21 protein-coding genes and 1 riboswitch are annotated in these 23488 nt (G+C 56.0%); of the genes, 12 read left to right on the top strand and 9 right to left on the bottom strand.

Going from position 1 to position 23488, the window contains the following annotated elements; translation table 11 throughout:
• Complete coding sequence (gene araB, locus QLG21_RS03450) at positions 1–1710, bottom strand: ribulokinase (RefSeq protein ID WP_282483891.1); 1710 nt, start codon at positions 1708–1710, stop codon at positions 1–3.
• Between the two features lie 335 nt (positions 1711–2045).
• Between araB and araC the strand changes: the two genes are divergently transcribed.
• A complete protein-coding gene (araC, locus tag QLG21_RS03455) occupies positions 2046–2891 on the top strand; it encodes an arabinose operon transcriptional regulator AraC (protein ID WP_006173890.1) in 846 nt (281 codons plus the stop codon).
• Between the two features lie 128 nt (positions 2892–3019).
• Positions 3020–3787: a DedA family protein gene (locus QLG21_RS03460; RefSeq protein WP_006173888.1), complete on the top strand. Its 768-nt coding sequence runs from the start codon at positions 3020–3022 to the stop codon at positions 3785–3787.
• A 31-nt stretch (positions 3788–3818) separates the two neighbouring features.
• Here the strand turns inward: QLG21_RS03460 and thiQ are convergent, their stop codons facing one another.
• From thiQ to sgrR, 4 genes are all read right to left on the bottom strand, one after another.
• Complete coding sequence (gene thiQ / locus QLG21_RS03465) at positions 3819–4520, bottom strand: thiamine ABC transporter ATP-binding protein ThiQ (protein WP_058609672.1); 702 nt, start codon at positions 4518–4520, stop codon at positions 3819–3821.
• Positions 4504–6114: a thiamine/thiamine pyrophosphate ABC transporter permease ThiP gene (thiP, locus tag QLG21_RS03470; protein ID WP_282483892.1), complete on the bottom strand. Its 1611-nt coding sequence runs from the start codon at positions 6112–6114 to the stop codon at positions 4504–4506. The genes thiQ and thiP overlap by 17 nt, the downstream gene beginning before the upstream one ends.
• A complete protein-coding gene (gene thiB, locus QLG21_RS03475) occupies positions 6090–7073 on the bottom strand; it encodes a thiamine ABC transporter substrate binding subunit (protein WP_006173884.1) in 984 nt (327 codons plus the stop codon). Before thiB ends, thiP begins: the two co-directional genes overlap by 25 nt.
• 31 nt (positions 7074–7104) lie before the next feature.
• A riboswitch (TPP riboswitch) is annotated at positions 7105–7205 on the bottom strand.
• Between the two features lie 36 nt (positions 7206–7241).
• Positions 7242–8897: an HTH-type transcriptional regulator SgrR gene (gene sgrR, locus QLG21_RS03480; protein ID WP_282483893.1), complete on the bottom strand. Its 1656-nt coding sequence runs from the start codon at positions 8895–8897 to the stop codon at positions 7242–7244.
• An 88-nt stretch (positions 8898–8985) separates the two neighbouring features.
• On the opposite strand from sgrR, the gene sgrT reads away from it, so the two are divergent.
• The 3 genes from sgrT (at position 8986) to QLG21_RS03495 (ending at position 10806) form a co-directional block, all read left to right on the top strand.
• Positions 8986–9138 (top strand): glucose uptake inhibitor SgrT, encoded by a 153-nt coding sequence (gene sgrT, locus QLG21_RS03485; RefSeq protein WP_042319274.1) that lies wholly within the window; start codon positions 8986–8988, stop codon positions 9136–9138.
• A 119-nt stretch (positions 9139–9257) separates the two neighbouring features.
• Positions 9258–10436: a sugar efflux transporter gene (locus QLG21_RS03490; protein WP_282483894.1), complete on the top strand. Its 1179-nt coding sequence runs from the start codon at positions 9258–9260 to the stop codon at positions 10434–10436.
• Positions 10437–10653: 217 nt separating this feature from the next.
• Positions 10654–10806, top strand: a complete 153-nt coding sequence (locus tag QLG21_RS03495; RefSeq protein ID WP_010427008.1) for a Hok/Gef family protein — start codon at positions 10654–10656, stop codon at positions 10804–10806.
• A gap of 92 nt (positions 10807–10898) precedes the next feature.
• Here the strand turns inward: QLG21_RS03495 and leuD are convergent, their stop codons facing one another.
• From leuD to leuA, 4 genes are read right to left on the bottom strand one after another with little or no spacing between them, the layout of a single operon-like run.
• On the bottom strand, positions 10899–11504 hold the full coding sequence (gene leuD / locus QLG21_RS03500) for a 3-isopropylmalate dehydratase small subunit (RefSeq protein WP_101738248.1): 606 nt from the start codon (positions 11502–11504) through the stop codon (positions 10899–10901).
• Between the two features lie 10 nt (positions 11505–11514).
• Positions 11515–12915 carry a 3-isopropylmalate dehydratase large subunit gene (gene leuC, locus QLG21_RS03505; protein WP_137849591.1) on the bottom strand — a complete coding sequence of 467 codons (1401 nt, stop codon included), beginning with the start codon at positions 12913–12915 and terminating at the stop codon, positions 11515–11517.
• A 2-nt stretch (positions 12916–12917) separates the two neighbouring features.
• Positions 12918–14009, bottom strand: a complete 1092-nt coding sequence (gene leuB, locus QLG21_RS03510; RefSeq protein WP_058609675.1) for a 3-isopropylmalate dehydrogenase — start codon at positions 14007–14009, stop codon at positions 12918–12920.
• Complete coding sequence (leuA, locus tag QLG21_RS03515) at positions 14009–15580, bottom strand: 2-isopropylmalate synthase (RefSeq protein WP_282483895.1); 1572 nt, start codon at positions 15578–15580, stop codon at positions 14009–14011. Before leuA ends, leuB begins: the two co-directional genes overlap by 1 nt.
• Before the next feature lie 816 nt (positions 15581–16396).
• On the opposite strand from leuA, the gene leuO reads away from it, so the two are divergent.
• The 7 genes from leuO (at position 16397) to ftsL (ending at position 23474) form a co-directional block, all read left to right on the top strand.
• Positions 16397–17341: a transcriptional regulator LeuO gene (leuO, locus tag QLG21_RS03520; RefSeq protein WP_006173872.1), complete on the top strand. Its 945-nt coding sequence runs from the start codon at positions 16397–16399 to the stop codon at positions 17339–17341.
• A gap of 378 nt (positions 17342–17719) precedes the next feature.
• The gene (ilvI, locus tag QLG21_RS03525) at positions 17720–19444 is read left to right on the top strand and encodes an acetolactate synthase 3 large subunit (RefSeq protein WP_137849590.1); all 1725 of its coding nucleotides are present in this window, start codon (positions 17720–17722) and stop codon (positions 19442–19444) included.
• Between the two features lies 1 nt (position 19445).
• Positions 19446–19937 carry an acetolactate synthase small subunit gene (ilvN, locus tag QLG21_RS03530; protein ID WP_137849589.1) on the top strand — a complete coding sequence of 164 codons (492 nt, stop codon included), beginning with the start codon at positions 19446–19448 and terminating at the stop codon, positions 19935–19937.
• Between the two features lie 179 nt (positions 19938–20116).
• Positions 20117–21121 carry a catabolite repressor/activator gene (cra, locus tag QLG21_RS03535; protein ID WP_006173866.1) on the top strand — a complete coding sequence of 335 codons (1005 nt, stop codon included), beginning with the start codon at positions 20117–20119 and terminating at the stop codon, positions 21119–21121.
• A gap of 588 nt (positions 21122–21709) precedes the next feature.
• On the top strand, positions 21710–22168 hold the full coding sequence (gene mraZ, locus QLG21_RS03540; protein WP_006173863.1) for a division/cell wall cluster transcriptional repressor MraZ: 459 nt from the start codon (positions 21710–21712) through the stop codon (positions 22166–22168).
• A gap of 2 nt (positions 22169–22170) precedes the next feature.
• Entirely contained in the window at positions 22171–23112 is a 942-nt protein-coding gene (rsmH, locus tag QLG21_RS03545) for a 16S rRNA (cytosine(1402)-N(4))-methyltransferase RsmH (protein WP_006173862.1), read from the top strand.
• Positions 23109–23474, top strand: a complete 366-nt coding sequence (gene ftsL, locus QLG21_RS03550) for a cell division protein FtsL (RefSeq protein WP_064324824.1) — start codon at positions 23109–23111, stop codon at positions 23472–23474. The genes rsmH and ftsL overlap by 4 nt, the downstream gene beginning before the upstream one ends.
• Positions 23475–23488: the final 14 nt, after the last annotated feature.

Genomic DNA, 23488 nt, shown 5'->3' on the forward strand with positions numbered 1-23488 from the left:
TTAATGAGTCAGGGTTGCCGTAGCATCCGCGGCGTTTTTAGCCGGGGCGGCGACAGGGAGATAGTGAAGTTCGGCGCTTTTCGCCCACTGCTGGTAGCGCTGGTAAAGCTGTTCGAAGCGCTGCGCCTGCTGAGGACGCGGCTGGAGCGTACTTTCCACCGCGCTCGCCATGTGTGCTTGTGCCGCCGGAATATTCGCGTGAACGCCTGCGGCCACGGCGGCAAAAATCGCCGCGCCAAGCGCGCAGCACTGATCGGAGGCCACAATCTGCAGCGGACGATTCAGAACGTCGCAGCAGGCCTGCATGATCACCGGGTTTTTACGGGCGATGCCGCCGAGCGCCATCACGTTGTCCACGTCGATACCCTGCTCTGTGAAACACTCCATAATGGCGCGGGCACCAAAGGCGGTCGCCGCAATCAGGCCGCCAAACAGCGCGGGCGCGTCGGTCGCCAGGTTGAGATCGGTAATCACCCCTTTCAGGCGCTGATTTGCAAACGGCGTGCGGCGACCGTTAAACCAGTCGAGTACCACCGGAAGATGATCGAGAGAAGGGTTCGTCGCCCAGGCTTCCGTAAGCTGCGGCAGTAGCTGCTTTTTGCTTTCAGAAATCTGCGCTTTCAGTTCAGGATGCGTGGCTGCCAGCCGATCCAGCGGCCAGCCCAGCACGCGGCCAAACCAGGCGTAGATATCGCCAAAGGCCGACTGGCCCGCCTCAAGGCCGATAAGGTCCGGCACGACGCTGCCATCAACCTGGCCGCAAATGCCTTTCACCGCGCGGTCGCCCACGCTGGCTTTATCGGCCATCAGGATGTCGCAGGTTGAGGTGCCTATGACTTTCACCAGGGTGTTTGGCTGCGCACCGGCGCCGACCGCGCCCATATGGCAGTCAAACGCGCCGCCGGAGATCGCCACGTTTTGCGGCAGCCCAAGGCGCGTCGCCCACTCCTGACAGAGCGTGCCAACCGGGATATCGGCGGTAAAGGTGTCGGTAAACAGCGGGTAGGTCAGGCTCTTGTTGATAACCGGATCAAGCTCATCGAAGAACGCCGCAGGCGGCAGCCCGCCCCAGCTCTCGTGCCACAGAGATTTATGCCCGGCGCTACAGCGACCGCGACGGATATCCTGTGGTCGCGTGGTGCCGGAAAGCAGGGCGGGTACCCAGTCGCAAAGCTCAATCCAGGACGCCGCCGCCTGCGCCACTGACGCGTCGGCGCGGGTCACGTGCAGGATCTTGGCCCAGAACCATTCGCTGGAGTAAACGCCGCCAATAAAGCGCGAGTAGTCGGTTTTGCCGGGCTGGTGGCACAAACGGGTAATGGCTTCGGCTTCTTCAACGGCGGTATGGTCTTTCCACAGCACGAACATGGCGTTCGGGTTGTCGGCAAACTCCGGGCGCAGCGCCAGCACGCGGCCTTCGGCATCCACGGGGGCTGGCGTTGAGCCGGTGCTGTCCACGCCAATGCCCACGACGTCCGCACGCTGCGCGTCGGTGAGCTCCGCCAGCACGGTTTTGATCGCCGCTTCCATCGACTCAATGTAATCCCGCGGATGGTGACGGAACTGGTTATTCGGCGCATCGCAGTAGCGCCCCTCTTGCCAGCGCGGGTACCACTCAACGCTGGTTGCTATCTCCTGGCCAGTGTTGCAGTCCACTGCCAGCGCGCGAACCGAGTCGCTGCCAAAGTCGAGGCCAATCGCAATTGCCATGGTGTTGCTCCATCGAAAACAGGTATGGAAGAACATTAGAGACTGGGGGCAAAAATCGTCAGGCAGGATCCGCTAATCTTATGGATTAAATTGCTGTTACGTTTGAAAGTGTGACGCCGTGCAAATAATCAATGTGGACATTTCTGCCGTACTTATAGACACTTTTGTTACTGCTTATCTGCGCGCCAGCGTGGAGAAATCAGGGGAAAAGGCTGAAACATGGCGGACGTAAAAGCGGCGAGATGCGTGTAGGATCGTTTCGCGGGCCATTTTTATCCTGCTTTTAACGATATGGACAATTGGTTTCCTTCAGGACCGCCGGGAGAACTGAGTTTATGGCCGAAACGCAAAACGATCCCCTGTTGCCGGGATACTCGTTTAACGCCCATCTGGTGGCGGGATTAACCCCCATTGAAGCCGACGGGTATCTTGATTTTTACGTCGATCGACCGCTGGGAATGAAAGGCTACATTTTGAACCTTACCGTGCGCGGTGAAGGGGTTATCAAAAATAACGATCGGCAGTTTATCTGCCGGCCCGGCGACATCCTGCTGTTCCCGCCGGGAGAGATCCACCACTACGGGCGTCATCCGGATGCCAAAGAGTGGTATCACCAGTGGGTCTATTTCCGCCCGCGCGCCTACTGGCAGGAGTGGCTGTCGTGGCCAGCCATTTTTGCGCATACCGGTTTTTATCGCCCGGACGAGGCCCATCAGGCGCAGTTCCGCGAGCTGTTTGCCCAGATTATTGAGGCGGGGCAGGCCGGCGGGCGCTACGCCGAGCTGCTGGCGATTAACCTGCTTGAGCAGGTCTTGCTGCGCCGGATGGAGGCGATCAACGAATCGCTGAACCCGCCGCTGGATAACCGCGTGCGCGATGCCTGCCAGTACATCAGCGATCACCTCGCCGACAGCCAGTTTGATATCGCCAGCGTCGCCCAGCATGTCTGCCTTTCACCGTCACGCTTGTCGCACCTTTTCCGTCAGCAACTGGGGGTCAGCGTGCTGAGCTGGCGCGAGGATCAGCGCATCAGCCAGGCGAAGCTGCTGCTGAGCACCACCCGGATGCCGATCGCGACCGTCGGGCGCAACGTCGGCTTTGAAGATCAGCTCTATTTTTCCCGCGTCTTTAAAAAATGTACGGGTGCCAGCCCCAGTGAATTTCGGGCTGGATGTGAATAAACGGTAAAAAAAGATAAACAGGCAGGTGAACCTGGAAAGCACCCTGTAAACTATTCAGACAATTGATGCCTTGACGCGGTGCAGGGCGCTAAGCAGAATCGCTGATTCGTTTTCTGACCGGAATAGTTATGCAGGCATTGCTGGAACATTTTATCACCCAGTCCGTTATGTACTCGCTCATCGCCGTGGCGCTGGTGGCGTTTCTGGAATCGCTGGCGCTGGTGGGGCTGATCCTGCCCGGCACCGTGATGATGGCGGGGCTTGGTGCGCTTATCGGCAGCGGTGAGGTCAATTTCTGGCAGGCGTGGATGGCCGGGATCATCGGCTGTTTGCTGGGAGACTGGATCTCCTTCTGGCTGGGCTGGCGCTTTAAGAAACCGCTGCACCGCTGGTCGTTCATGAAAAAGAACAAAGCGCTGCTGGATAAAACCGAGCACGCGCTGCATCAACACAGCATGTTTACGATTCTGGTGGGGCGCTTTGTCGGACCAACGCGTCCGCTGGTGCCGATGGTGGCCGGCATGCTCGATCTGCCCGTGGCGAAATTCGTGGTGCCGAACATCATCGGCTGCGTCTTCTGGCCGCCGTTCTACTTCCTGCCGGGGATCCTCGCGGGGGCGGCAATCGATATCCCTGACGGGATGCAAAGCGGGGAGTTTAAGTGGCTGCTGCTGGGAACAGCTGTGCTGCTCTGGCTGGCGGTATGGCTGTGCTGGCGGTTATGGCGCAGCGCGAAAGCCAGTACCGATCGCCTGACGCGCTATCTGCCGCGCACTCGCCTGCTGTGGCTGGCCCCGTTGACGCTGGGCGTGGCGGTAGTGGCACTGGTGGCGCTGATTCGCCACCCGATGATGCCGGTATACGGTGAGATCCTGCTGAAGGTGGTAAGCCGTTAATCTTTTTTCCCTCTCCCCGTGGGAGAGGGCCTTAGACCGCATGAATGCCCAGTAGTGAAGACACCCCCGCTCTACCGCTCAGCAGTTCTTCCGTTTCCCCATCCCACAGAATCCGCCCCTCGGCGACCACCACCGATCGCTGCGCAATCCGCGCCGCATCTTCAATGCTATGGGATACCATAAGCATCGTGAGCTGCTGGCGCTGGCAGACGTCCTGCACCAGCGCGAGCATCTCCTGACGCAGGGCCGGGTCGAGCGCCGAAAACGGCTCATCCAGCAGCAGCACCGGCTGCTCGCGAACCAGGCAGCGCGCCAGTGCGACCCGCTGACGCTGGCCGCCGGACAGTTCGCCGGGCAGCCTGTCGATGAAGTCGGCGATCCCCATCTGGGCGGCGATCGTATCAAGTTTATGACGCTGTGCATCGTTCAGCTTCATGCCCGGGTTCATCCCCAGGGCGATGTTTTGTCGCACGGTTAGATGCGTGAACAGGTTATTTTCCTGAAACAGCATCGACACCGGGCGCTTTGCCGGTGGCGTGCGGGTATGGTCCCGGTTTTCAATCAAGATTGACCCGCTGGCCGGTTGCAGAAAACCGGCAATCAGGTTGAGCAACGTGCTCTTGCCGGCACCGCTCGGGCCAAGGACCGCAATCATCTCGCCCTGTCGAACGGACAGCGTGAAACGCATCGGCAGATGCTGGTACAGCCAGGTTACATCAGTCAGTTTTAACATCACGCCCCGGGATTTTTTCGATAACGGTAAATAACGCAAAGCACAGCAGCAGCAGTAATAGCGCGGTGACGGCCCCGTCCTGGCTACGGTAAGAGCCAATTTGCTGATACAGCCAGAACGGTAGCGTGCGGAAATCGTCATTGCCGAAGAGGGCGACGACGCCGAAATCCCCAATCGACAGCACGCAGGCGAAGGCCAGCGCCTGAGCCAGCGGGCGCTTCAGCGCGCGCAGTTCGACGACGTTTATCCGACGCCAGCCCTGCATTCCCAGCGACTGACACAGCAAACCGTAGCGGCTGTTGATATCGCGCATCGGGTTTTCCAGCACCTTGAGCGCATACGGAATGGCCATCAGGGCGTTGGTAAAAATCACGATACCGTCTGCGCTTTCCGGCAGGCCGACGGTGCTGTTAAAAAGTAAAAAGAAGCCCGTCGCCAGCACGATCCCCGGCATCGCGAGGATCAACATCCCCGTCAGCTCAAGGGCTTGCCCGGCCTTGCGTGCGTGGCGGTCGTACAGTTCGCGGCTGCTCCAGAGCAGCATCATGGTCAGAACGACGCACAGCAGACCGGCGGCCAGCGCGATGCGCAGCGAGGTCCACGTCGCCTGCCACAGAACCGGCTGCTGGAGCACGGACGCCATCGCCGGATTTAAGCCATCGACGACAACCGCGATCAGCGGCGGGAGCATCAGTAACAGCGCCATCACAATCAGAATGCCGTCCGTAATGCGGCTGTGCGTGCTGTCCTGCGGATCGCGCCAGCCCGCAATTTGATTGCTGCCGGGAGGAATGGCTTTGCTTAAGCGCTGGCTCAGAAGAACCAGCGCCAGGCAGCACATCATCTGCACGATTGCCAGCAGCGCGGCGCGCCCGGGATCGTAGTCGTAACTCAGGGCCTGATAAATCGCCAGCTCAATGGTGGTGGCCTGCGGGCCACCGCCGAGGGAGAGCACGGTGGCGAAGCTGGCGAAGCAGAGCATAAAGATAAGCGCGGCAACGGGCGGGATCTGGCGGCGCAGCCACGGCCACTCCACGAAGCGGAAGAACGACCAGCCTCGCATCCCGAGCTGGGCGGCAATCTGCCGCTGCTCGCCCGGAATGGCCTCCAGCGCCTGTAAAAAGAGCCGGGTTGCCATCGGCATATTAAAAAAGATGTGCGCCAGCAGAATGCCCTGCAGCCCGTAAGGGGAGAAGGTCCACTCCAGGCCTAGCAGACCAGACAGCGAGGAGAGCCAGCCCTGGCGGCCATAGACGCTCAGGATCCCGAACACTGCCACCAGCACGGGCAGAATCAACGTCATGGCGCACAGGCGCAGCAGCGCCTGTCTGCCGGGGAAACGTCGGCGATAGAGCGCGCGTGCCAGGAAGATGGCCGGCACCACCGAGAGCATCGACGAGAGAAACGCCTGCCAGAAGGAGAAGCGGACGACGTGCCAGAGATAGCTGTCATGCCAGAGCGCGAGCAGGTCGCTCTCGGGCGCGTTCAGCCACAGCGCAAGAAAGGCACCCAGGCTGACCGTCACCATCAGCATGGCGGCGAGTAGCCCGGGGAGTAACCAGCCAGGGATCAGCGGCTGACGGCGCGTTGCCATTCACTTACCCATGTACCGCGCTCTGCGGCAACCTGCTGCGGTGTAAATTCCAGCGCGGTTTGCGGTTTGGTCAAGGTGTCAAAGCCCGCGGGCAGCGTCACGTCGATAACCGGGTACATCCAGTTGCCCGTCGGAATGGCATTCTGGAACGCAGGGGAGACCATGAATTTCAGGAACTTCTCAGCCAGCTCCGGTTGTTTGCTCGCGGCGGTACGCGCGGCGACTTCCACCTGCAGATAATGGCCTTCGGCAAAATCGGCGGCGGCGTAGTTATCTTTCTTCTCGCTGATAATGTGGTAGGCCGGAGAGGTGGTGTAGCTCAGCACCAGATCGCTTTCCCCTTTCAGGAACAGGCCGTAAGCCTCGCTCCAGCCCTTGGTCACGGTAACGGTTTTGGCGGCCAGTTTCTGCCACGCGTCAGGCGCTTTATCGCCGTAGACTTTTTGCATCCACAGCAGCAGGCCAAGCCCGGGGGTGCTGGTGCGCGGATCTTCATAAATCACGCGCCATTTCTGGTCGCTTTCAACCAGCTCCTTCAGGCTTTTTGGCGGATTCTTGAGCTTGTTTTTGTCATATACAAACGCGAAGTAGCCGTAGTCGAACGGCACGAAGGTGTCGTTTTTCCAGCCGCCCGGCACCTTAACGGCCTCTGCCGCGACGCCGCTTTTGGCAAACAGCTTCGTTTGCGTGGCCGCGTCCAGCAGGTTGTTATCGAGGCCCAGCACGACGTCGGCTTTGCTGTTTTTACCTTCCATACGCAGACGGTTGAGCAGCGAGACGCCGTCTTCCAGCGCCACGAATTTCAGCTCGCAGCCGCAGTCAGCTTCAAAGGCTTTTTTCACCACCGGGCCTGGGCCCCAGTCGGCAGAGAAGGAGTCGTAGGTGTAGACCGTCAGAACGGGCTTAGCAAACGCAGGCAGCGCAAACAGCGCCAGCAGGGGAAGAACTTTTTTTAACACTTTGCACCTCAAAGTTGAGTGGCAAAGGATTTTGAGCGACAGCCTCAAATCCCTTCGCCGGCGTTATCCGGATCAGGTTCGACGGGTATTATCTCAGCGCACATCAGTGATGCAGCACCCCGTTGAGAACGACAGCATTGTAATGATTTGGTGAATATTTCGAAAGCGTTATGGTTCCGGCGGCGCAAACCAGGCGGATTTAAAATCAAACCAGCCGAGGGTGTTCATCCGCAGGCCGCGCATACTGCGTTGCCCCTGAATCATCAGCCAGTGGTGGATCAGCGGAACGATTGCCTGCTCCGCCATCAGCTGCTGGCACCAGACGGCCAGATTCATCTCTCCCGCCCGCCACTGGGCGGCGTCCTGCTGCCAGTCACGGTTGATACAGTGCTGGATCAGCGGCACTTCATAAAGATGCGAGAAGAGCGAGAAATCAAGGGGCAGCGTGAAGTTAGCGCTGTTCAGCCAGATGTCGCTGACCACCTCGCCGCGATGCCATTCGTCATAATCAACCTCTTTGATCTCCAGCGTCACCCCCACGGCGGCGAGCAGCCTGTGCATGATTCTGGCGATAAACCGGTGCTCGACGTGCTCGCGATAGAAAGTCAGGGTGATGGACTCCAGCCCGGCAGGCTTTTCAGCGTGCACCGGGCGCGCGTGGTGCCAGCGGGGAAGCAGCCCATACGCCGGGAACCACCACGACTGGTACTGCTCTTCCGCGTGATAAATCAGGTTCGCGGGGGCAAGAACGTGGCTGATCCACTGGCGAACCTCCAGGTTTGCACCGCGGTGGGTGCGGCTGTCGAACAGCAGATAGTAGCAACCCTCTTCAAGGCGACTCTCCACGGCTTTTTCCCCGGTCGTCGGGCCTTCAAGCGTCAGCCCCACGCTCAGCTCTTCAGTGATATCCGGCAGTACCCAGACGTTCACCTCGTCGATTAACGCCCGGTAGCCAAAGTAGTCATCAAAGGCGCGGATCTTGAGCTGGTTACTGTTATTGCGGGAAACGGCATACGGGCCGGTGCCGATTGGCAGGCTGGCAAAGTTGTTCAGTGATTCCCATTCGGCGGGCAAAATCATCGACGGCACATAGCCCAGCAGCCAGGGGAGCCATTGATCCGGCTGCGACAGTTCAATATCCAGCGTCCAGGCCGTCGGTGAATGAAGACGGGTGATATGCGAATAGAGCGGCAGCTTGCGGACGCGCTCTAACGAGGCAATGACGTCGCTCATCTCCAGCTCGCGACCGTGATGGAAATGGATGCCGGGACGTAAAAAGAAGCGCCAGTGGCGCGGAGAAAGCTGTTGCCAGTGGTGCGCAATATCGGCTTCGAGTTCCCCGTTTTCCTCATTTATGCGCGTCAGGCCGCTGAAAATCTGCCGCGCCATGTGCGTTTCCGAGCGGCGTAAGGCGCTTCCCGGTAACAGATTTTTCATCGGACGGTAGTACAGCACCCGCAGAATGTGGCGGCCCTGGCGGAAGCTCCGCCCGAGATGCGAGACCAGCATCTGGCGCACCGCCGCCTTGTCACCGACCAGCTGTACCAGCTGATCGATTCTGTCCTGCTCCAGCAGATCCTCCGCCCGCTGCTGCTGCAAGGCGAGGCCGGTATAGAGAAAGGTCAGACGCGAGCGCTTGCCGCGTCCGGCTTCTGCTTCCCAGTTTAGCCAGCCCTGCTGCTGCATGGTGTTGAGCAGCGTGCGCATATGGCGTCGGGAACAGTTAAGCAAATCAGCCAGCTCGTTAAGCGTGGTCTCCTGCGACTGGCCCTCGCAGCACTGCCAGAGGCGAATGAATTGTTGTTGCAGACGACCGGACGGCATAAAAGGGGAACTCCTGACAAAAAATCAGCAATTTATTTATCCCTATATTAAGCCAATAATTCTCCCTGATGAAGCGAGGAGGTAAATTATGAAGAGGTCTACCGCACGTCAGTTTTATCAACAGTATTTTTTAGCGACACAGGGTGTGTCCTGGCTGGCCCGCCAGTGTGCAGAGCAACGGCTGAAAATGCTTGAAGAACTGATGCAGTGGGACGTTACGAAATCGACCTCTTCTCGCTAACTCGCCTCGATCATGTGTGACTGAGTATTGGTGCTAATCACCCGCCAGCAAAATGTTTTTGCTGGCTTTTTTCGTTTACTATTTCGCCCAATTCGTTTTGCTTTCATAAGGATTTGTGCATGCTCTGGTTGATGACAATGGGGCGACGCCTGAACGGCGTGTACGCCGCTTTTATGCTGGTCGCCTTTATGATGGGCGTTGCAGGGGCGCTACAGGCTCCGACGCTGAGCCTGTTCCTCAGCCGTGAAGTGGGCGCGCAGCCGTTTTGGGTCGGCCTGTTTTATACCGTTAACGCCATCGCCGGGATCCTGGTGAGCCTGTGGCTGGCAAAACGATCGGACAGCCAGGGCGATCGCCGCCGACTCATTCTGTTTTGCTGCGCCATGGCGGTGGGGAATGCCTTGCTGTTTGCCTTCAACCGTCACTACCTGACGCTCATTACCTGCGGCGTGCTGCTGGCTTCGTTGGCCAATACCGCCATGCCACAGCTGTTTGCGCTGGCTCGCGAATATGCCGATAACTCGGCGCGCGAAGTGGTGATGTTCAGTTCGGTGATGCGTGCGCAACTCTCTCTGGCGTGGGTCATCGGCCCGCCGCTGGCGTTCATGCTGGCGCTCAATTACGGTTTTACCGTCATGTTTTCCATCGCCGCCGGGATTTTTGTGATTAGCCTTGCGCTGATCGCCTTCGCGCTGCCCTCGGTCGCACGGGTTGAACAGATAACGGATAAACCGATCACCCAGGTAAGCGGCTGGCAGGATAAGAACGTGCGCATGCTGTTTATTGCCTCTACCCTGATGTGGACCTGCAACACCATGTACATCATCGACATGCCGCTGTGGGTAAGCAGCGATCTGGGCCTGCCTGACAGGCTTGCGGGGATCCTGATGGGCACGGCCGCCGGGCTGGAAATCCCGGCGATGATCCTGGCCGGGTATTACGTAAAGCGCTTTGGAAAACGCCGGATGATGATTGTCGCCGTGGCGGCTGGGGTGCTGTTCTACCTTGGGCTGATCCTCTTTCACTCGCGTGATGCGCTGCTGGCACTGCAGCTGTTCAACGCCGTGTTTATCGGTATCGTCGCCGGAATTGGCATGCTCTGGTTCCAGGACCTGATGCCGGGACGCGCCGGGTCGGCCACGACGCTGTTTACCAACAGTATTTCAACGGGCGTGATACTGGCAGGGGTTATTCAGGGCGCGTTGTCGCAAAGCTACGGGCACGCTGTGGTGTACTGGGTAATTGCGGCCATTTCGGTCATGACGCTGGTGTTGACGTGCCGGGTAAAAGACGTCTGATTCTGGAAGGCGGCTTCACGAAATGAAATGACTTTCTGACAGATGCTGAGAAGGGGAATAGAGTGCGTGGCGGGTGCTTGAGGCTGTTTGCCTCAGGCTTTCGCAAGAGGCAAACAGTGGAGAGTCCCACATCAATAAAACTGATGGGGAGACCAACTTCACAACACACATTGCGAGGTTAGTCTCTTCGTTGCCGAAAAGCAATAAGGAGGCTGGAATGCCAAAACGTACTCTGCTGTTAGGTTTGTTTCTGATCTGTACCACGCTGTTGATCTTCACCTGGATGGTGCGCGATTCGCTATGTGAATTGCATTTCAGACAGGAGAAAACAGAGCTGGCGGCAGTGTTGGCTTACGAAGCAAAACGTTAGCGGTATTGGCGGGGGAAGTGTCCCCGCCTCTCCAGAGTGGTTGAGCCTCAACGCACCCTTATCAATGGCCCGCATTCTGCGGGCCATTGCCTTTAGCCCATAAACGCAGGCTGTTTTTTCTCGTATTCGGAAATGGCGGCTTCGTGCTGCAGCGTTAAGCCGATGCTGTCCAGCCCGTTCAGCATGCAGTGACGACGGAACGCGTCAATGCTGAAGCTGTAGGTTTTATCGCCGGCTTTGACCACTTCCGCTTCCAGATCCACTTCAAACGACATGCCTGGATTCGCCTGCACCAGCGCGAATAACTCATCGACCTGTTCATCGCTCAACGTCACCGGCAGCAACTGGTTGTTAAAGCTGTTGCCATAGAAAATATCCGCGAAACTCGGGGCGATAACCACCTTAAAGCCGTAGTCGGTCAGCGCCCACGGCGCGTGTTCACGTGAGGAACCGCAGCCAAAGTTTTCACGTGCCAGCAGAATCGAGGCGCCGTTGAATTCAGGAAAGTTCAGAACGAACTCAGGGTTCGGAACTTCACCTTTATCGTCAAGGAACCGCCAGTCATTGAACAGGTGCGCACCAAAACCGGTCCGGGTCACTTTCTGCAAAAACTGCTTGGGAATGATCGCGTCGGTATCAACGTTGGCGGCATCCAGAGGGACAACCCGGCCCGTATGTTGGGTAAATTTCTCTGCCATGATTGTCTCCTTATTTCAGGCTGCGAATGTCGGCGAAATGGCCGGTGACGGCTGCCGCAGCGGCCATTGCCGGGCTGACCAGATGGGTACGCCCGCCGCGGCCCTGACGGCCTTCAAAGTTACGGTTGCTGGTGGAGGCGCAGCGCTCGCCCGGATTCAGGCGGTCGTTGTTCATGGCCAGACACATGGAGCAGCCGGGCAGACGCCACTCAAAGCCCGCGTCGATAAAGATCTTATCCAGACCTTCGGCTTCCGCCTGCGCTTTCACCGGGCCGGAGCCAGGCACGACCAGCGCCTGCACGCCGGGTGCCACTTTGCGGCCTTTGGCAATGTCGGCTGCGGCGCGCAAATCTTCGATACGCGAGTTGGTGCAGGAACCAATAAACACTTTGTCGATCGCGACATCGGTCAGCGGAACGCCGGGTTTCAGCCCCATGTAGGCCAACGCTTTTTCGGCGCTGGCACGCTCTACCGGGTCGGCAAAAGAGGCCGGATCCGGCACATTATCGTTAACGGAGATCACCTGACCGGGATTGGTTCCCCAGGTCACCTGCGGGGCAATCTCTTCCGCCTGCAGGGTGACCACGGTGTCGAAGACCGCGCCGTCGTCGGTTTTCAGGGTTTTCCAGTATTCCACCGCATCGGCATAATCGCGATCTTTGGGTGCGTGCAGGCGGCCTTTCACGTAGTCAAAGGTGGTGTCGTCTGGCGCAACCAGACCCGCTTTCGCCCCCATCTCAATCGCCATGTTGCACAGGGTCATACGACCTTCCATGCTCAGGGCCTGAATGGCTTCGCCGCAGAACTCGACAACGTGGCCGGTGCCGCCCGCGCTGCCGGTTTTACCGATAATGGCCAGAACGATGTCTTTCGCGGTGATGCCCGGAGCGGCTTTGCCCTTCACCTCAATCTTCATGGTCTTGGCGCGGCCCTGCTTCAGGGTCTGGGTTGCCAGCACGTGTTCAACTTCAGAGGTCCCAATCCCGAACGCCAGTGCGCCGAACGCGCCGTGGGTGGCGGTATGGGAGTCGCCGCAGACGATGGTCATCCCCGGCAGGGTGATGCCCTGCTCAGGCCCCATCACATGGACGATGCCCTGATACGGGTGATTCAAGTCGTACAGCTCAACGCCAAACTCGTTGCAGTTCTTAATCAGCTCCTGCATCTGGATCCGCGCCATCTCGCCTGAGGCGTTGATGTCTTTAGTCTGGGTGGAGACGTTGTGATCCATCGTGGCAAAGGTTTTGCCCGGCTGACGTACCGGGCGCTTGTGCGCCCTCAGGCCGTCAAATGCCTGTGGAGAGGTCACTTCGTGTACCAGGTGACGGTCAATGTACAGCAGTGGGGTTTCGTCAGGTGCCTCATAAACGACATGGGCATCAAACAACTTTTCATATAACGTCTTCGCCATGATTACACCCCTTCAGCAACATAGCGGGCAATGATGTCGCCCATTTCATCGGTACTGACTGCCGCCGTGCCGCGCGCCAAATCGCCGGTACGGATGCCTTCTTCTAACGCGCGGTTGATGGCGTTTTCAATGGCCGTCGCGGCTTCGCCTGCATCAAGGCTGTAGCGCAACAGCAGAGCCAGAGACAGGATCTGCGCAATCGGGTTGGCAATGTTTTTACCCGCGATATCCGGAGCAGAGCCGCCCGCCGGTTCGTACAGGCCAAAGCCCTCTTCGTTGAGGCTGGCGGAAGGCAGCATCCCCATGGAGCCGGTGATCATCGCGCACTCGTCCGACAAAATGTCGCCGAACAGGTTGGAGCAGAGCAACACGTCAAACTGGGACGGATCTTTAATCAGCTGCATCGTCGCGTTATCAATGTACATATGCGACAGCTCAACGTCCGGGTACTGTCTGGCAACGTCGCTGACGATTTCGCGCCACAAAATTGAGGATTGCAGTACGTTCGCTTTATCGATTGAGGTCACTTTGTGACGGCGCTTGCGTGCGGATTCAAACGCGATATGGGCGATCCGCTCGATCTCGAAGCGGTGATAGACTTCGGTATCAAACGCCTTTTCATGCTGGCCGCTGCCTTCACGGCCTTTCGGCTGACCAAAGTAGATCCCGCCGGTGAGTTCACGCACGCACAGAATGTCGAAGCCGTTAGCGGCGATATCCGCGCGCAGCGGGCAAAACTCTTCCAGCCCTGGGTACAGCTTCGCCGGACGCAAGTTGCTGAACAATTTGAAATGTTTGCGCAACGGCAGCAGCGCACCGCGCTCAGGCTGCTCTGCCGGTGGCAGATGTTCCCATTTAGGGCCACCCACGGAGCCGAACAGCACGGCATCGGCATTTTCGCAGCCTTCTACCGTGGCTTTTGGCAGTGGCGTACCCTGATTATCGATGGCGACACCGCCCACATCGTAGTGGCTGGTGGTAATTTTCATCGCAAAACGCGAGCGAACGGCTTCCAGTACTTTCAGCGCCTGTGCCATCACTTCCGGGCCAATACCGTCGCCCGGTAACACAGCAATATGGTGATTCTTCGACATTACACGGTTTCCTTGTTGTTCTCTTTATTCTGAGCTTTGCGTTGCAACTCTTTATCCACTTCAGCGGCGCGCCAGATGTTATTCAGGACATGAACCATCGCTTTGGCAGAGGATTCAACGATGTCCGTTGCCAGACCAACCCCGTGGAAACGGCGGCCATTGTGATTGACGACGATATCAACCTGACCCAGCGCATCTTTACCGTGCCCTTTGGCGCTGAGGCCATACTTAACCAGCTCGATGTCATACTCTGTGATGCGATTGATTGCCTGATAAATGGCATCCACCGGGCCGTTGCCGTTTGCCGCTTCGGCTTTAATCTCTTCACCGCAGGCCAGTTTCACCGAGGCGGTGGCGATATCGCTTGAGCCGGACTGCACGCTGAAGTAATCCAGGCGGAAATGCTCTGGCTCTTCCTGTTGCTTGTTGATGAACGCCAGCGCTTCCAGGTCATAGTCGAAGACCTGGCCTTTTTTATCCGCCAGCTTCAGGAACGCGTCGTACAGCTGGTCCATGTTGTAATCGCTGTCTTTGTAACCCATCTCTTCCATACGGTGTTTCACCGCTGCCCGACCAGAGCGTGAGGTCAGGTTCAACTGAACCTGGTTCAGGCCGATGGATTCCGGGGTCATGATTTCGTAGTTTTCACGGTTCTTGATGACGCCGTCCTGGTGAATACCGGAGGAGTGCGCAAACGCGCCGGTGCCAACAATCGCCTTGTTGGCAGGGACCGGCATATTGCAGATCTGGCTTACGGTCTGGCTGGTGCGCCAGATTTCATGGTGATTAATGCGCGTATTCACATTCATGATGTCTTTACGCACTTTAATCGCCATGATGACCTCTTCCAGCGAGCAGTTACCGGCGCGTTCGCCGATCCCGTTCATCGCGCCTTCTACCTGACGCGCCCCGGCGTGAACGGCCGCAATGGCGTTGCCGACAGCCAGACCTAAATCATCGTGGGTATGAACGGAGATGATCGCTTTATCGATGTTAGGCACGCGGTCATACAGGCCGGTGATGATGTTGGAAAATTCAAACGGCATGGTGTAGCCGACGGTGTCCGGGATGTTGATGGTTTTGGCTCCCGCGTTGATTGCGGCTTCCACCACGCGCGCCAGGTCCTCAATCGGCGTACGGCCCGCATCTTCACAGGAGAATTCAACGTCATCCGTATAGTTACGCGCACGCTTAACCATATATACCGCGCGTTCAATCACCTCATCCAGCGTGCTGCGCAGCTTGGTGGCAATGTGCATAGGAGAGGTGGCGATAAACGTATGAATTCGGAAGGCTTCAGCCACATTCAGCGACTCGGCCGCTACGTCGATGTCTTTCTCAACACAGCGTGCCAGACCGCAGACGCGGCTGTTTTTGATGGTGCGCGCGATGGTCTGTACCGATTCGAAATCGCCCGGGGAAGAGACCGGGAAACCGACCTCCATCACGTCAACGCCCATACGTTCGAGGGCCAGCGCAATCTGCAGTTTTTCTTTCACGCTCAGGCTTGCCTGCAACGCCTGTTCACCGTCGCGTAATGTCGTATCGAAAATAATGACTTGCTGGCTCATGGGTTAGGTCCTTGTCTGTCTTAGGGCGCCTTGCTACGAGCATAAAAAAACCCGCGCAGTGGCGCGGGTTCTTAGTTTTACTGGAGACGATTCAACGCTGAATTTCGCCCGCCAGACTACCGCGCACAGTGGATGCGTTTAGTAGTAGTAGGCTGGTGAAGCGAATGGTGCGGATCATGAATCGTGCTCCCGTTAAAATCGATATGCTTTTAGTGGTACTGGATACGAGGTTTCATGTCAACCCCCGACGGTAAAAACGCAGCGGATAAACGGGCAGGACGGATTTTACACTTTAGCTAATTGTGCTGGATTTCGTGTTTATAACCATTCTGATTGTCTATTTTTGGACCGGGCATTTATTTGTGAAATGGTTTGAATATATTTTCTTTCAAATAAACACATATTTTAAACGTCATGTGTAATGAAGCTAAACCTTTTTTAATTCATTTATTTATAACTACGGTGAATGATTTTAAGTGGGGTTGAGGCGGGCCCTATGATAGCAAAATGTTAATGAGTTTGTGTAGTCTGAGGTTAATAGTTTAATAATACTTAAATTATCATTCATTTTTGAGGTGATTGTTTATTTGCCGAAATTATGCTTTCATTTCATTATTAATGTTTTATATATCGTTTATTCGAACGTTACCTTTCGCTTAGTGGCTAAGCGAAGCCACTTTTTGATGAGTTTTTCTTTATATTTTCCGAATTTTAAAGAATTCTCTTTCGCTGGTTTTATATGCATGATAAATCATATTTTTCGAACTTATTACTGCACTTTGGTAAAGGGAGTTTAGCGTGACAGTGGAGTCAAGAATGCAAGAAAATAATATTAATCAACCTCAAGTCTATGATGGGGTTAAGCCTCAGTTACGCACCGTCGATCTTAATCTGTTAACCGTGTTTGATGCGGTCATGCAGGAGCAGAATATCACGAGAGCGGCGCAGTCTCTGGGAATGTCTCAACCCGCAGTCAGTAATGCTGTCGCCAGACTTAAGGTGATGTTTAATGACGAACTCTTTGTTCGTTATGGCAGGGGGATCCAACCTACGGCGCGTGCATTCCAGCTTTTCGGCGCGGTTCGCCAGGCGCTGCAATTAGTGCAAAATGAACTGCCGGGTTCAGGGTTTGAACCGCTAAGCAGCGAACGTGTATTCCATCTCTGCGTCTGCAGCCCTTTAGATAATTATTTAACATCTATTATCTACAATAAAGTGGAAGAGATTGCGCCAAATATTCACCTCGTTTTTAAATCATCGTTAAATCAGAACACTGAGCATCAGTTGCGTTACCAGGAAACCGAGTTTGTGCTGGGTTATGAAGAGTTCCGTCGCCCGGAATTTTCCTGCGTTCCTCTGTTTAAAGATGAAATGGTGTTGGTCGCCAGTAAAAAACATCCGCGTATGAATTCACCGCTGCGTGAAAATGATGTCTATAACGAACAGCACGCCGTTGTTGCTCTCGACAGATATGCTTCGTTCAGCCAACCGTGGTATGACACGCCCGATAAACAAGCCTGCGTGGCCTATCAGGGAATGGCGATGGTAAGTGTATTAAACGTGGTATCTCAGACTCAGCTGGTGGCTATTGCGCCGCGCTGGCTGGCTGAAGAGTTCTCAGAGCCGCTGGGGCTGCAAGTCCTGCCTTTACCGCTCAAACTCAATAGCCGCACCTGCTATCTTTCCTGGCATGAAGCCGCTGGACGAGATAAAGGCCATCAATGGATGGAAGAGCTTCTTATTAGCGTGTGTGGTCGCTAAATGAATCGGGGTAAATCGTGATAACGACCACGATTTATCCTGGGTTTGTTTAAATATCTACTATTTTATTCTGTTTGATTTTTTTTGCCCTGCCAGCCAGCGCGTAAAAATAGATCATTTACTGATTCCTCCCGCTTTTAGGCGATGATTTATCAGCGCGTTTCACTCCCTCAGATGAATTCACCAGTAATTATGATAATCCCTCTCTTTTCCACTTTTTAAGCCTCCAGGTCGCCCCGGTTTGCTAATTGCCTGCCTCATAACGAGCGGTTAAGGTAACGCTCACTCTGCAAAATATAAGATGGGTTAATCCCCGTTGTAAGACGGCGTGGATGATACGTTTGCGACCTGTCGATAACAAAAGCCTGGAGGCAAAGCATGGAGATGTTGTCTGGCGCGGAAATGGTCGTCCGATCGCTCATCGATCAGGGCGTGAAGCATGTGTTTGGCTATCCCGGAGGCGCAGTTCTTGATATTTACGATGCGCTCCATACGGTAGGCGGCGTCGATCATGTTCTGGTTCGTCACGAACAGGCTGCGGTGCACATGGCCGACGGTCTGGCGCGGGCGACGGGTGAGGTGGGCGTTGTGCTGGTCACCTCCGGCCCTGGCGCAACCAATGCCATCACCGGGATTGCCACCGCCTATATGGATTCCATCCCGCTGGTGATCCTCTCCGGGCAGGTGGCCACCTCCCTGATTGGCTACGACGCGTTTCAGGAGTGCGACATGGTGGGGATCTCGCGCCCCGTTGTTAAGCACAGTTTTCTGGTGAAGCAGACGGAAGATATTCCCGGCGTGCTGAAAAAGGCGTTCTGGCTGGCGGCGAGTGGTCGTCCCGGCCCGGTGGTGGTCGATCTGCCGAAAGACATTTTGAATCCGGCAAACAAACTGCCTTACGTCTGGCCGGAGTCGGTAAGCATGCGTTCTTACAACCCGACGACTCAGGGACATAAAGGACAAATAAAGCGCGCGCTGCAAACGCTTCTGGCGGCTAAAAAGCCGGTGGTCTACGTGGGCGGCGGAGCCATTAATGCCGCGTGTGAAACGCAACTGCGTGAGCTGGTTGAGAAATTAAACCTTCCGGTGTCGTCATCATTGATGGGGCTTGGCGCGTTCCCGGCGTCGCACCGTCAGGCGCTGGGGATGCTGGGTATGCATGGTACCTACGAAGCCAACATGACGATGCACAATTCTGATGTGATCTTTGCGGTTGGCGTGCGCTTTGACGATCGTACGACCAATAACCTCGCGAAATACTGCCCGAACGCGACGGTGCTGCACATTGATATCGATCCCACGTCGATTTCCAAAACTGTCGCGGCCGATGTGCCGATCGTCGGCGATGCTCGTCAGGTTCTGGAGCAGATGCTGGAGCTGCTGGTTCAGGAAACCACCGCTCAGCCGCTGGATGAGATCCGCGACTGGTGGCAGCAGATCGCCCAGTGGCGTGCGCGCCAGTGTTTGAAGTTCGATACCCAAAGCGAGCACATTAAACCGCAGGCGGTGATCGAAACGATCTGGCGTCTCACCCACGGCGATGCGTACGTGACATCGGACGTTGGCCAGCACCAGATGTTTGCCGCGCTCTACTATCCATTTGATAAACCCCGCCGCTGGATCAACTCCGGCGGGCTGGGCACCATGGGCTTTGGCCTTCCCGCCGCGCTGGGGGTGAAGCTGGCGCTGCCCAACGAAACCGTGGTGTGCGTGACGGGGGATGGCAGTATTCAGATGAACATTCAGGAGCTTTCCACCGCGCTGCAGTACGAACTGCCGGTGCTGATCCTGAACCTGAATAATGGCTACCTCGGAATGGTGAAGCAGTGGCAGGATATGATCTATTCCGGTCGTCACTCGCAGTCATACATGACCTCCCTGCCTGATTTTGTCCGTCTGGCCGAGGCCTATGGGCACGTGGGGATGCGGGTGTCTAATCCGGCTGAGCTGGAGGCGAAACTCAGCGAAGCGCTTGAGCACGTTAAAAACAATCGTCTTGTTTTCATGGACGTCATCGTGGACGGGGCCGAACATGTTTATCCCATGCATATTCGCGGTGGTGGCATGGACGAAATGTGGTTAAGCAAAACGGAGAGAACCTGATATGCGCCGGATATTATCTGTATTACTGGAAAACGAGTCAGGCGCACTGTCGCGCGTCATTGGGCTTTTTGCTCAGCGCGGCTATAACATTGAAAGCCTGACGGTTGCCCCGACGGACGATCCAACGCTTTCGCGGATGACCATCCAGACCGTGGGTGATGCCAAAGTGCTTGAGCAGATCGAAAAGCAGCTGCATAAACTGGTCGACGTGCTGCGCGTAAGCGAACTGGGGCAGGGCGCTTACGTCGAGCGTGAAGTGATGCTGGTGAAAATTCAGGCCAGCGGGTATGGCCGTGAAGAGGTTAAACGCAATACGGATATCTTCCGTGGGCAGATCATCGATGTTACCCCTTCTATATATACCGTGCAGCTGGCCGGCACGAGTGACAAACTGGATGCTTTTCTCACCTCGGTGCGGGATGTCGCAAAAATAGTTGAAGTGGCGCGCTCCGGCATTGTGGGCCTGTCGCGCGGCGATAAAATCATGCGTTAAACGTCAAAAAGGTTCGCCTCTTTCTGCCCGGTCACCAAAGCCGGGCTTTTTTTTGTTCAAACCGCCGCGAATGCAGATAAAAGCGATTGCCGCGGTGACTATTCTGCGTTTAGATGTTAAAAGATTTAACCATAACCTTGACAGGGCCATGGACTCTTTTCTTTTTTTGAGGGGCAATTGTGAAACTGGATGAAATCGCCCGGCTAGCCGGCGTGTCACGAACTACGGCCAGCTATGTGATTAACGGTAAAGCAAAGCAGTACCGTGTCAGCGATAAGACCGTGGAAAAAGTCATGGCGGTGGTTCGTGAGCATAACTACCATCCGAATGCTGTCGCCGCCGGTCTGCGTGCCGGGCGCACCCGCTCTATCGGTCTGGTGATCCCAGATCTGGAAAACACCAGCTATACCCGCATTGCTAACTATCTTGAACGTCAGGCGCGCCAGCGTGGCTACCAACTGCTCATCGCCTGTTCAGAAGATCAGCCTGATAACGAGATGCGCTGTATCGAACACCTCCTCCAGCGGCAGGTTGATGCCATTATTGTCTCGACGTCCTTGCCGCCTGAGCATCCTTTCTATCAACGCTGGGCGAACGACCCGTTCCCGATTGTGGCGCTTGACCGTGCGCTGGACCGCGAACACTTTACCAGCGTCGTGGGGGCCGATCAGGACGATTCAGAAATGCTGGCCGCCGAGCTAAGAACCTTCCCGGCGGAAACGGTGCTGTATCTGGGGGCTTTACCCGAGCTGTCCGTCAGCTTCCTGCGCGAGCAAGGGTTCAGAACCGCCTGGAAAGACGATCCGCGTGAAGTCCATTACCTCTATGCCAACAGCTATGAGCGTGAAGCTGCCGCACAACTGTTCGAAAAATGGCTGGAAACGCATCCGATGCCGCAGGCGCTGTTCACCACCTCTTTCGCGCTGTTGCAGGGTGTGATGGACGTGACGCTGCGTCGTGACGGTAAACTGCCCTCTGACCTGGCGATTGCCACGTTTGGGGATAACGAACTGCTCGATTTCCTGCAGTGCCCGGTGCTGGCCGTTGCGCAGCGTCATCGCGACGTGGCGGAGCGCGTGCTGGAAATCGTTCTGGCGAGTCTGGATGAGCCGCGTAAACCGAAACCGGGGCTGACGCGTATCAAACGCAATCTTTATCGCCGCGGCATTTTAAGCCGCCATTAAGGTGTTCAGGGGTAGCGTTTGCTACCCCTTTTTAGCGTAATAGGGTGAAAGACAATTCCCGCAGGAAAATTAGGATAATTCTTTACGCGTTGTCGTCTGCTATTTTTCTTAATTCATTCTGGCTTTTAAATAGCCTTTTAAAGAACATTTATACGATTTTTAATCCGCCATTCTGAATTATTTTGTTACAAACCCTGTCCGGGGTAATGAATATTCAACCGTTTTTTCTCGCTTCCAGCCAGCCTGCTCATCAACCTGCATCCTCGCGCGAATCTGGCGCTGTTACTGTCAGGCAATATGTCCTAAAATGCTGCCCGCGTCGCAAACTGACACTTTATATTTGCTGGTGACGATATGAAGCGATCTTTATCGCTTACGTGCATATTCGTTTTTTTTCTTACAAATATTCATGACGTTAATTTGCCTCGCCAGTTGTGCAGTTATTAATCAGGTTGAGTTGTCTCTGTAAATACCGGGCTTTCGGACTCATATAGGGATAGTCCTGGCTTGACAAGCTTTTCCCTCGCTCCGTAAACTCCTTTGGGTGGGAATTTGTGGGGTTAAGTGGTTTAGAGGGGTGAGGCTGGCATGTTCCGTGGGGCAACGTTAGTCAATCTCGACAGCAAGGGGCGTTTATCGGTACCAACCCGATACCGCGACCAGCTGATCGAGAACGCTTCAGGTCAAATGGTTTGCACCATTGACATCAACTCCCCCTGCCTGCTGCTTTATCCTTTACCTGAATGGGAAATTATTGAGCAAAAGCTGTCGCGACTGTCGAGCATGAACCCGCAGGAACGCCGCGTGCAGCGGTTGTTATTGGGACATGCCAGTGAATGTCAGATGGATAGCGCAGGGCGTTTACTGATCGCGCCTGTGTTGCGGCAACATGCCGGTCTGACAAAAGAAGTGATGCTGGTCGGGCAGTTCAATAAGTTTGAGCTGTGGGATGAAACGACCTGGTATCAACAGGTCAGGGAAGATATCGACGCTGAGCAGTCGGATTCCGCGACACTATCGGAACGGCTGCAGGACTTGTCTCTATAAATATGATGGAAAATTATAAACATACAACGGTGTTGCTGGATGAGGCCGTTAACGGCCTGAATATTCGTCCGGACGGCATCTACGTTGATGGCACTTTTGGTCGCGGTGGACACTCGCGTTTGATCCTCTCACAGCTTGGAGCGGAAGGACGCCTGCTGGCAATCGATCGCGATCCGCAGGCGATTGCCGTTGCGCAAACCATCGACGACCCTCGCTTTTCCATCGTGCATGGACCTTTCTCTGCGCTCGCGGACTACGTGGCCGAGCGCGGCTTAACCGGCAAGATTGACGGGATTCTCCTCGATCTTGGCGTCTCTTCACCCCAGCTTGATGATGCCGAACGTGGTTTCTCTTTTATGCGTGACGGCCCGCTGGATATGCGTATGGACCCTACGCGCGGTCAGTCTGCTGCCGAATGGCTTCAGACGGCGGACGAAGCGGATATCGCCTGGGTGATCAAAACCTTCGGTGAAGAGCGTTTTGGCAAACGCATTGCGCGCGCCATCGTTGAGCGTAACCGCATTGAGCCAATGACCCGCACGAAAGAGCTGGCCGAGGTTATCGCGGCGGCGACGCCGGTGAAAGATAAGCATAAACATCCCGCGACCCGTACCTTCCAGGCGGTGCGCATCTGGGTAAACAGTGAACTGGAGGAAATAGAGCTGGCGCTAAAAAGCTCGCTCGACGTGCTGGCCCCGGGTGGGCGGTTATCCGTTATCAGCTTCCATTCACTGGAAGACCGCATTGTGAAACGCTTTATGCGCGAGCAAAGTCGCGGTCCTCAGGTGCCTGCGGGGCTGCCGATGACGGAAGAACAGCTCAGCAAGCTGGGCGGTCGTCAGCTGCGAGCACTAGGCAAGTTGATGCCGGGCGAAGAAGAGGTGGCAGAGAATCCACGAGCCCGTAGTTCAGTGCTGCGTGTAGCAGAGAGGACGAACGCATGATCAGCAGAGTGACAGAGACCCTAAGCAAAGTTAAGGGATCGTTAGGAAGCAACGAGCGCCATGCCTTGCCTGGCGTGATCGGCGACGATCTTTTGCGGTTTGGGAAGCTGCCACTCTGCTTGTTCATTTGCATCATCGTGACGGCAGTAACGGTGGTCACTACGGCCCACCACACCCGTTTGTTAACCGCGCAGCGCGAGCAGTTGGTGCTGGAACGTGATGCGCTGGATATCGAATGGCGAAACCTCATTCTTGAAGAGAACGCGCTCGGCGATCACAGCCGGGTTGAACGGATCGCAACGGAAAAGCTGCAGCTGCAGCATGTTGATCCTTCTCAGGAAAATATCGTAGTACAAAAATAAGGGAAAACGCGACG

Origin of the sequence: Enterobacter sp. V87_3 (assembly GCF_029967835.1) — a bacterium.
Classification (GTDB): Bacteria; Pseudomonadota; Gammaproteobacteria; order Enterobacterales; family Enterobacteriaceae; genus Enterobacter; species Enterobacter cancerogenus.

Excerpts from the sequence above, each read along its gene's own strand:
- thiP (WP_282483892.1), bottom strand. The coding sequence starts at position 6,114 with ATGGCAACGCGCCGTCAGCCGCTGATCCCTGGCTGGTTACTCCCCGGG.
- thiQ (WP_058609672.1), bottom strand. The coding sequence starts at position 4,520 with ATGTTAAAACTGACTGATGTAACCTGGCTGTACCAGCATCTGCCGATG.
- ftsL (WP_064324824.1), top strand. The coding sequence starts at position 23,109 with ATGATCAGCAGAGTGACAGAGACCCTAAGCAAAGTTAAGGGATCGTTA.
- sgrR (WP_282483893.1), bottom strand. The coding sequence starts at position 8,897 with ATGCCGTCCGGTCGTCTGCAACAACAATTCATTCGCCTCTGGCAGTGC.
- sgrT (WP_042319274.1), top strand. The coding sequence starts at position 8,986 with ATGAAGAGGTCTACCGCACGTCAGTTTTATCAACAGTATTTTTTAGCG.
- rsmH (WP_006173862.1), top strand. The coding sequence starts at position 22,171 with ATGATGGAAAATTATAAACATACAACGGTGTTGCTGGATGAGGCCGTT.
- leuA (WP_282483895.1), bottom strand. The coding sequence starts at position 15,580 with ATGAGCCAGCAAGTCATTATTTTCGATACGACATTACGCGACGGTGAA.
- araB (WP_282483891.1), bottom strand. The coding sequence starts at position 1,710 with ATGGCAATTGCGATTGGCCTCGACTTTGGCAGCGACTCGGTTCGCGCG.
- QLG21_RS03490 (WP_282483894.1), top strand. The coding sequence starts at position 9,258 with ATGCTCTGGTTGATGACAATGGGGCGACGCCTGAACGGCGTGTACGCC.
- leuD (WP_101738248.1), bottom strand. The coding sequence starts at position 11,504 with ATGGCAGAGAAATTTACCCAACATACGGGCCGGGTTGTCCCTCTGGAT.
- QLG21_RS03460 (WP_006173888.1), top strand. The coding sequence starts at position 3,020 with ATGCAGGCATTGCTGGAACATTTTATCACCCAGTCCGTTATGTACTCG.
- araC (WP_006173890.1), top strand. The coding sequence starts at position 2,046 with ATGGCCGAAACGCAAAACGATCCCCTGTTGCCGGGATACTCGTTTAAC.
- leuO (WP_006173872.1), top strand. The coding sequence starts at position 16,397 with ATGCAAGAAAATAATATTAATCAACCTCAAGTCTATGATGGGGTTAAG.
- ilvI (WP_137849590.1), top strand. The coding sequence starts at position 17,720 with ATGGAGATGTTGTCTGGCGCGGAAATGGTCGTCCGATCGCTCATCGAT.
- QLG21_RS03495 (WP_010427008.1), top strand. The coding sequence starts at position 10,654 with ATGCCAAAACGTACTCTGCTGTTAGGTTTGTTTCTGATCTGTACCACG.
- mraZ (WP_006173863.1), top strand. The coding sequence starts at position 21,710 with ATGTTCCGTGGGGCAACGTTAGTCAATCTCGACAGCAAGGGGCGTTTA.
- ilvN (WP_137849589.1), top strand. The coding sequence starts at position 19,446 with ATGCGCCGGATATTATCTGTATTACTGGAAAACGAGTCAGGCGCACTG.
- leuC (WP_137849591.1), bottom strand. The coding sequence starts at position 12,915 with ATGGCGAAGACGTTATATGAAAAGTTGTTTGATGCCCATGTCGTTTAT.
- leuB (WP_058609675.1), bottom strand. The coding sequence starts at position 14,009 with ATGTCGAAGAATCACCATATTGCTGTGTTACCGGGCGACGGTATTGGC.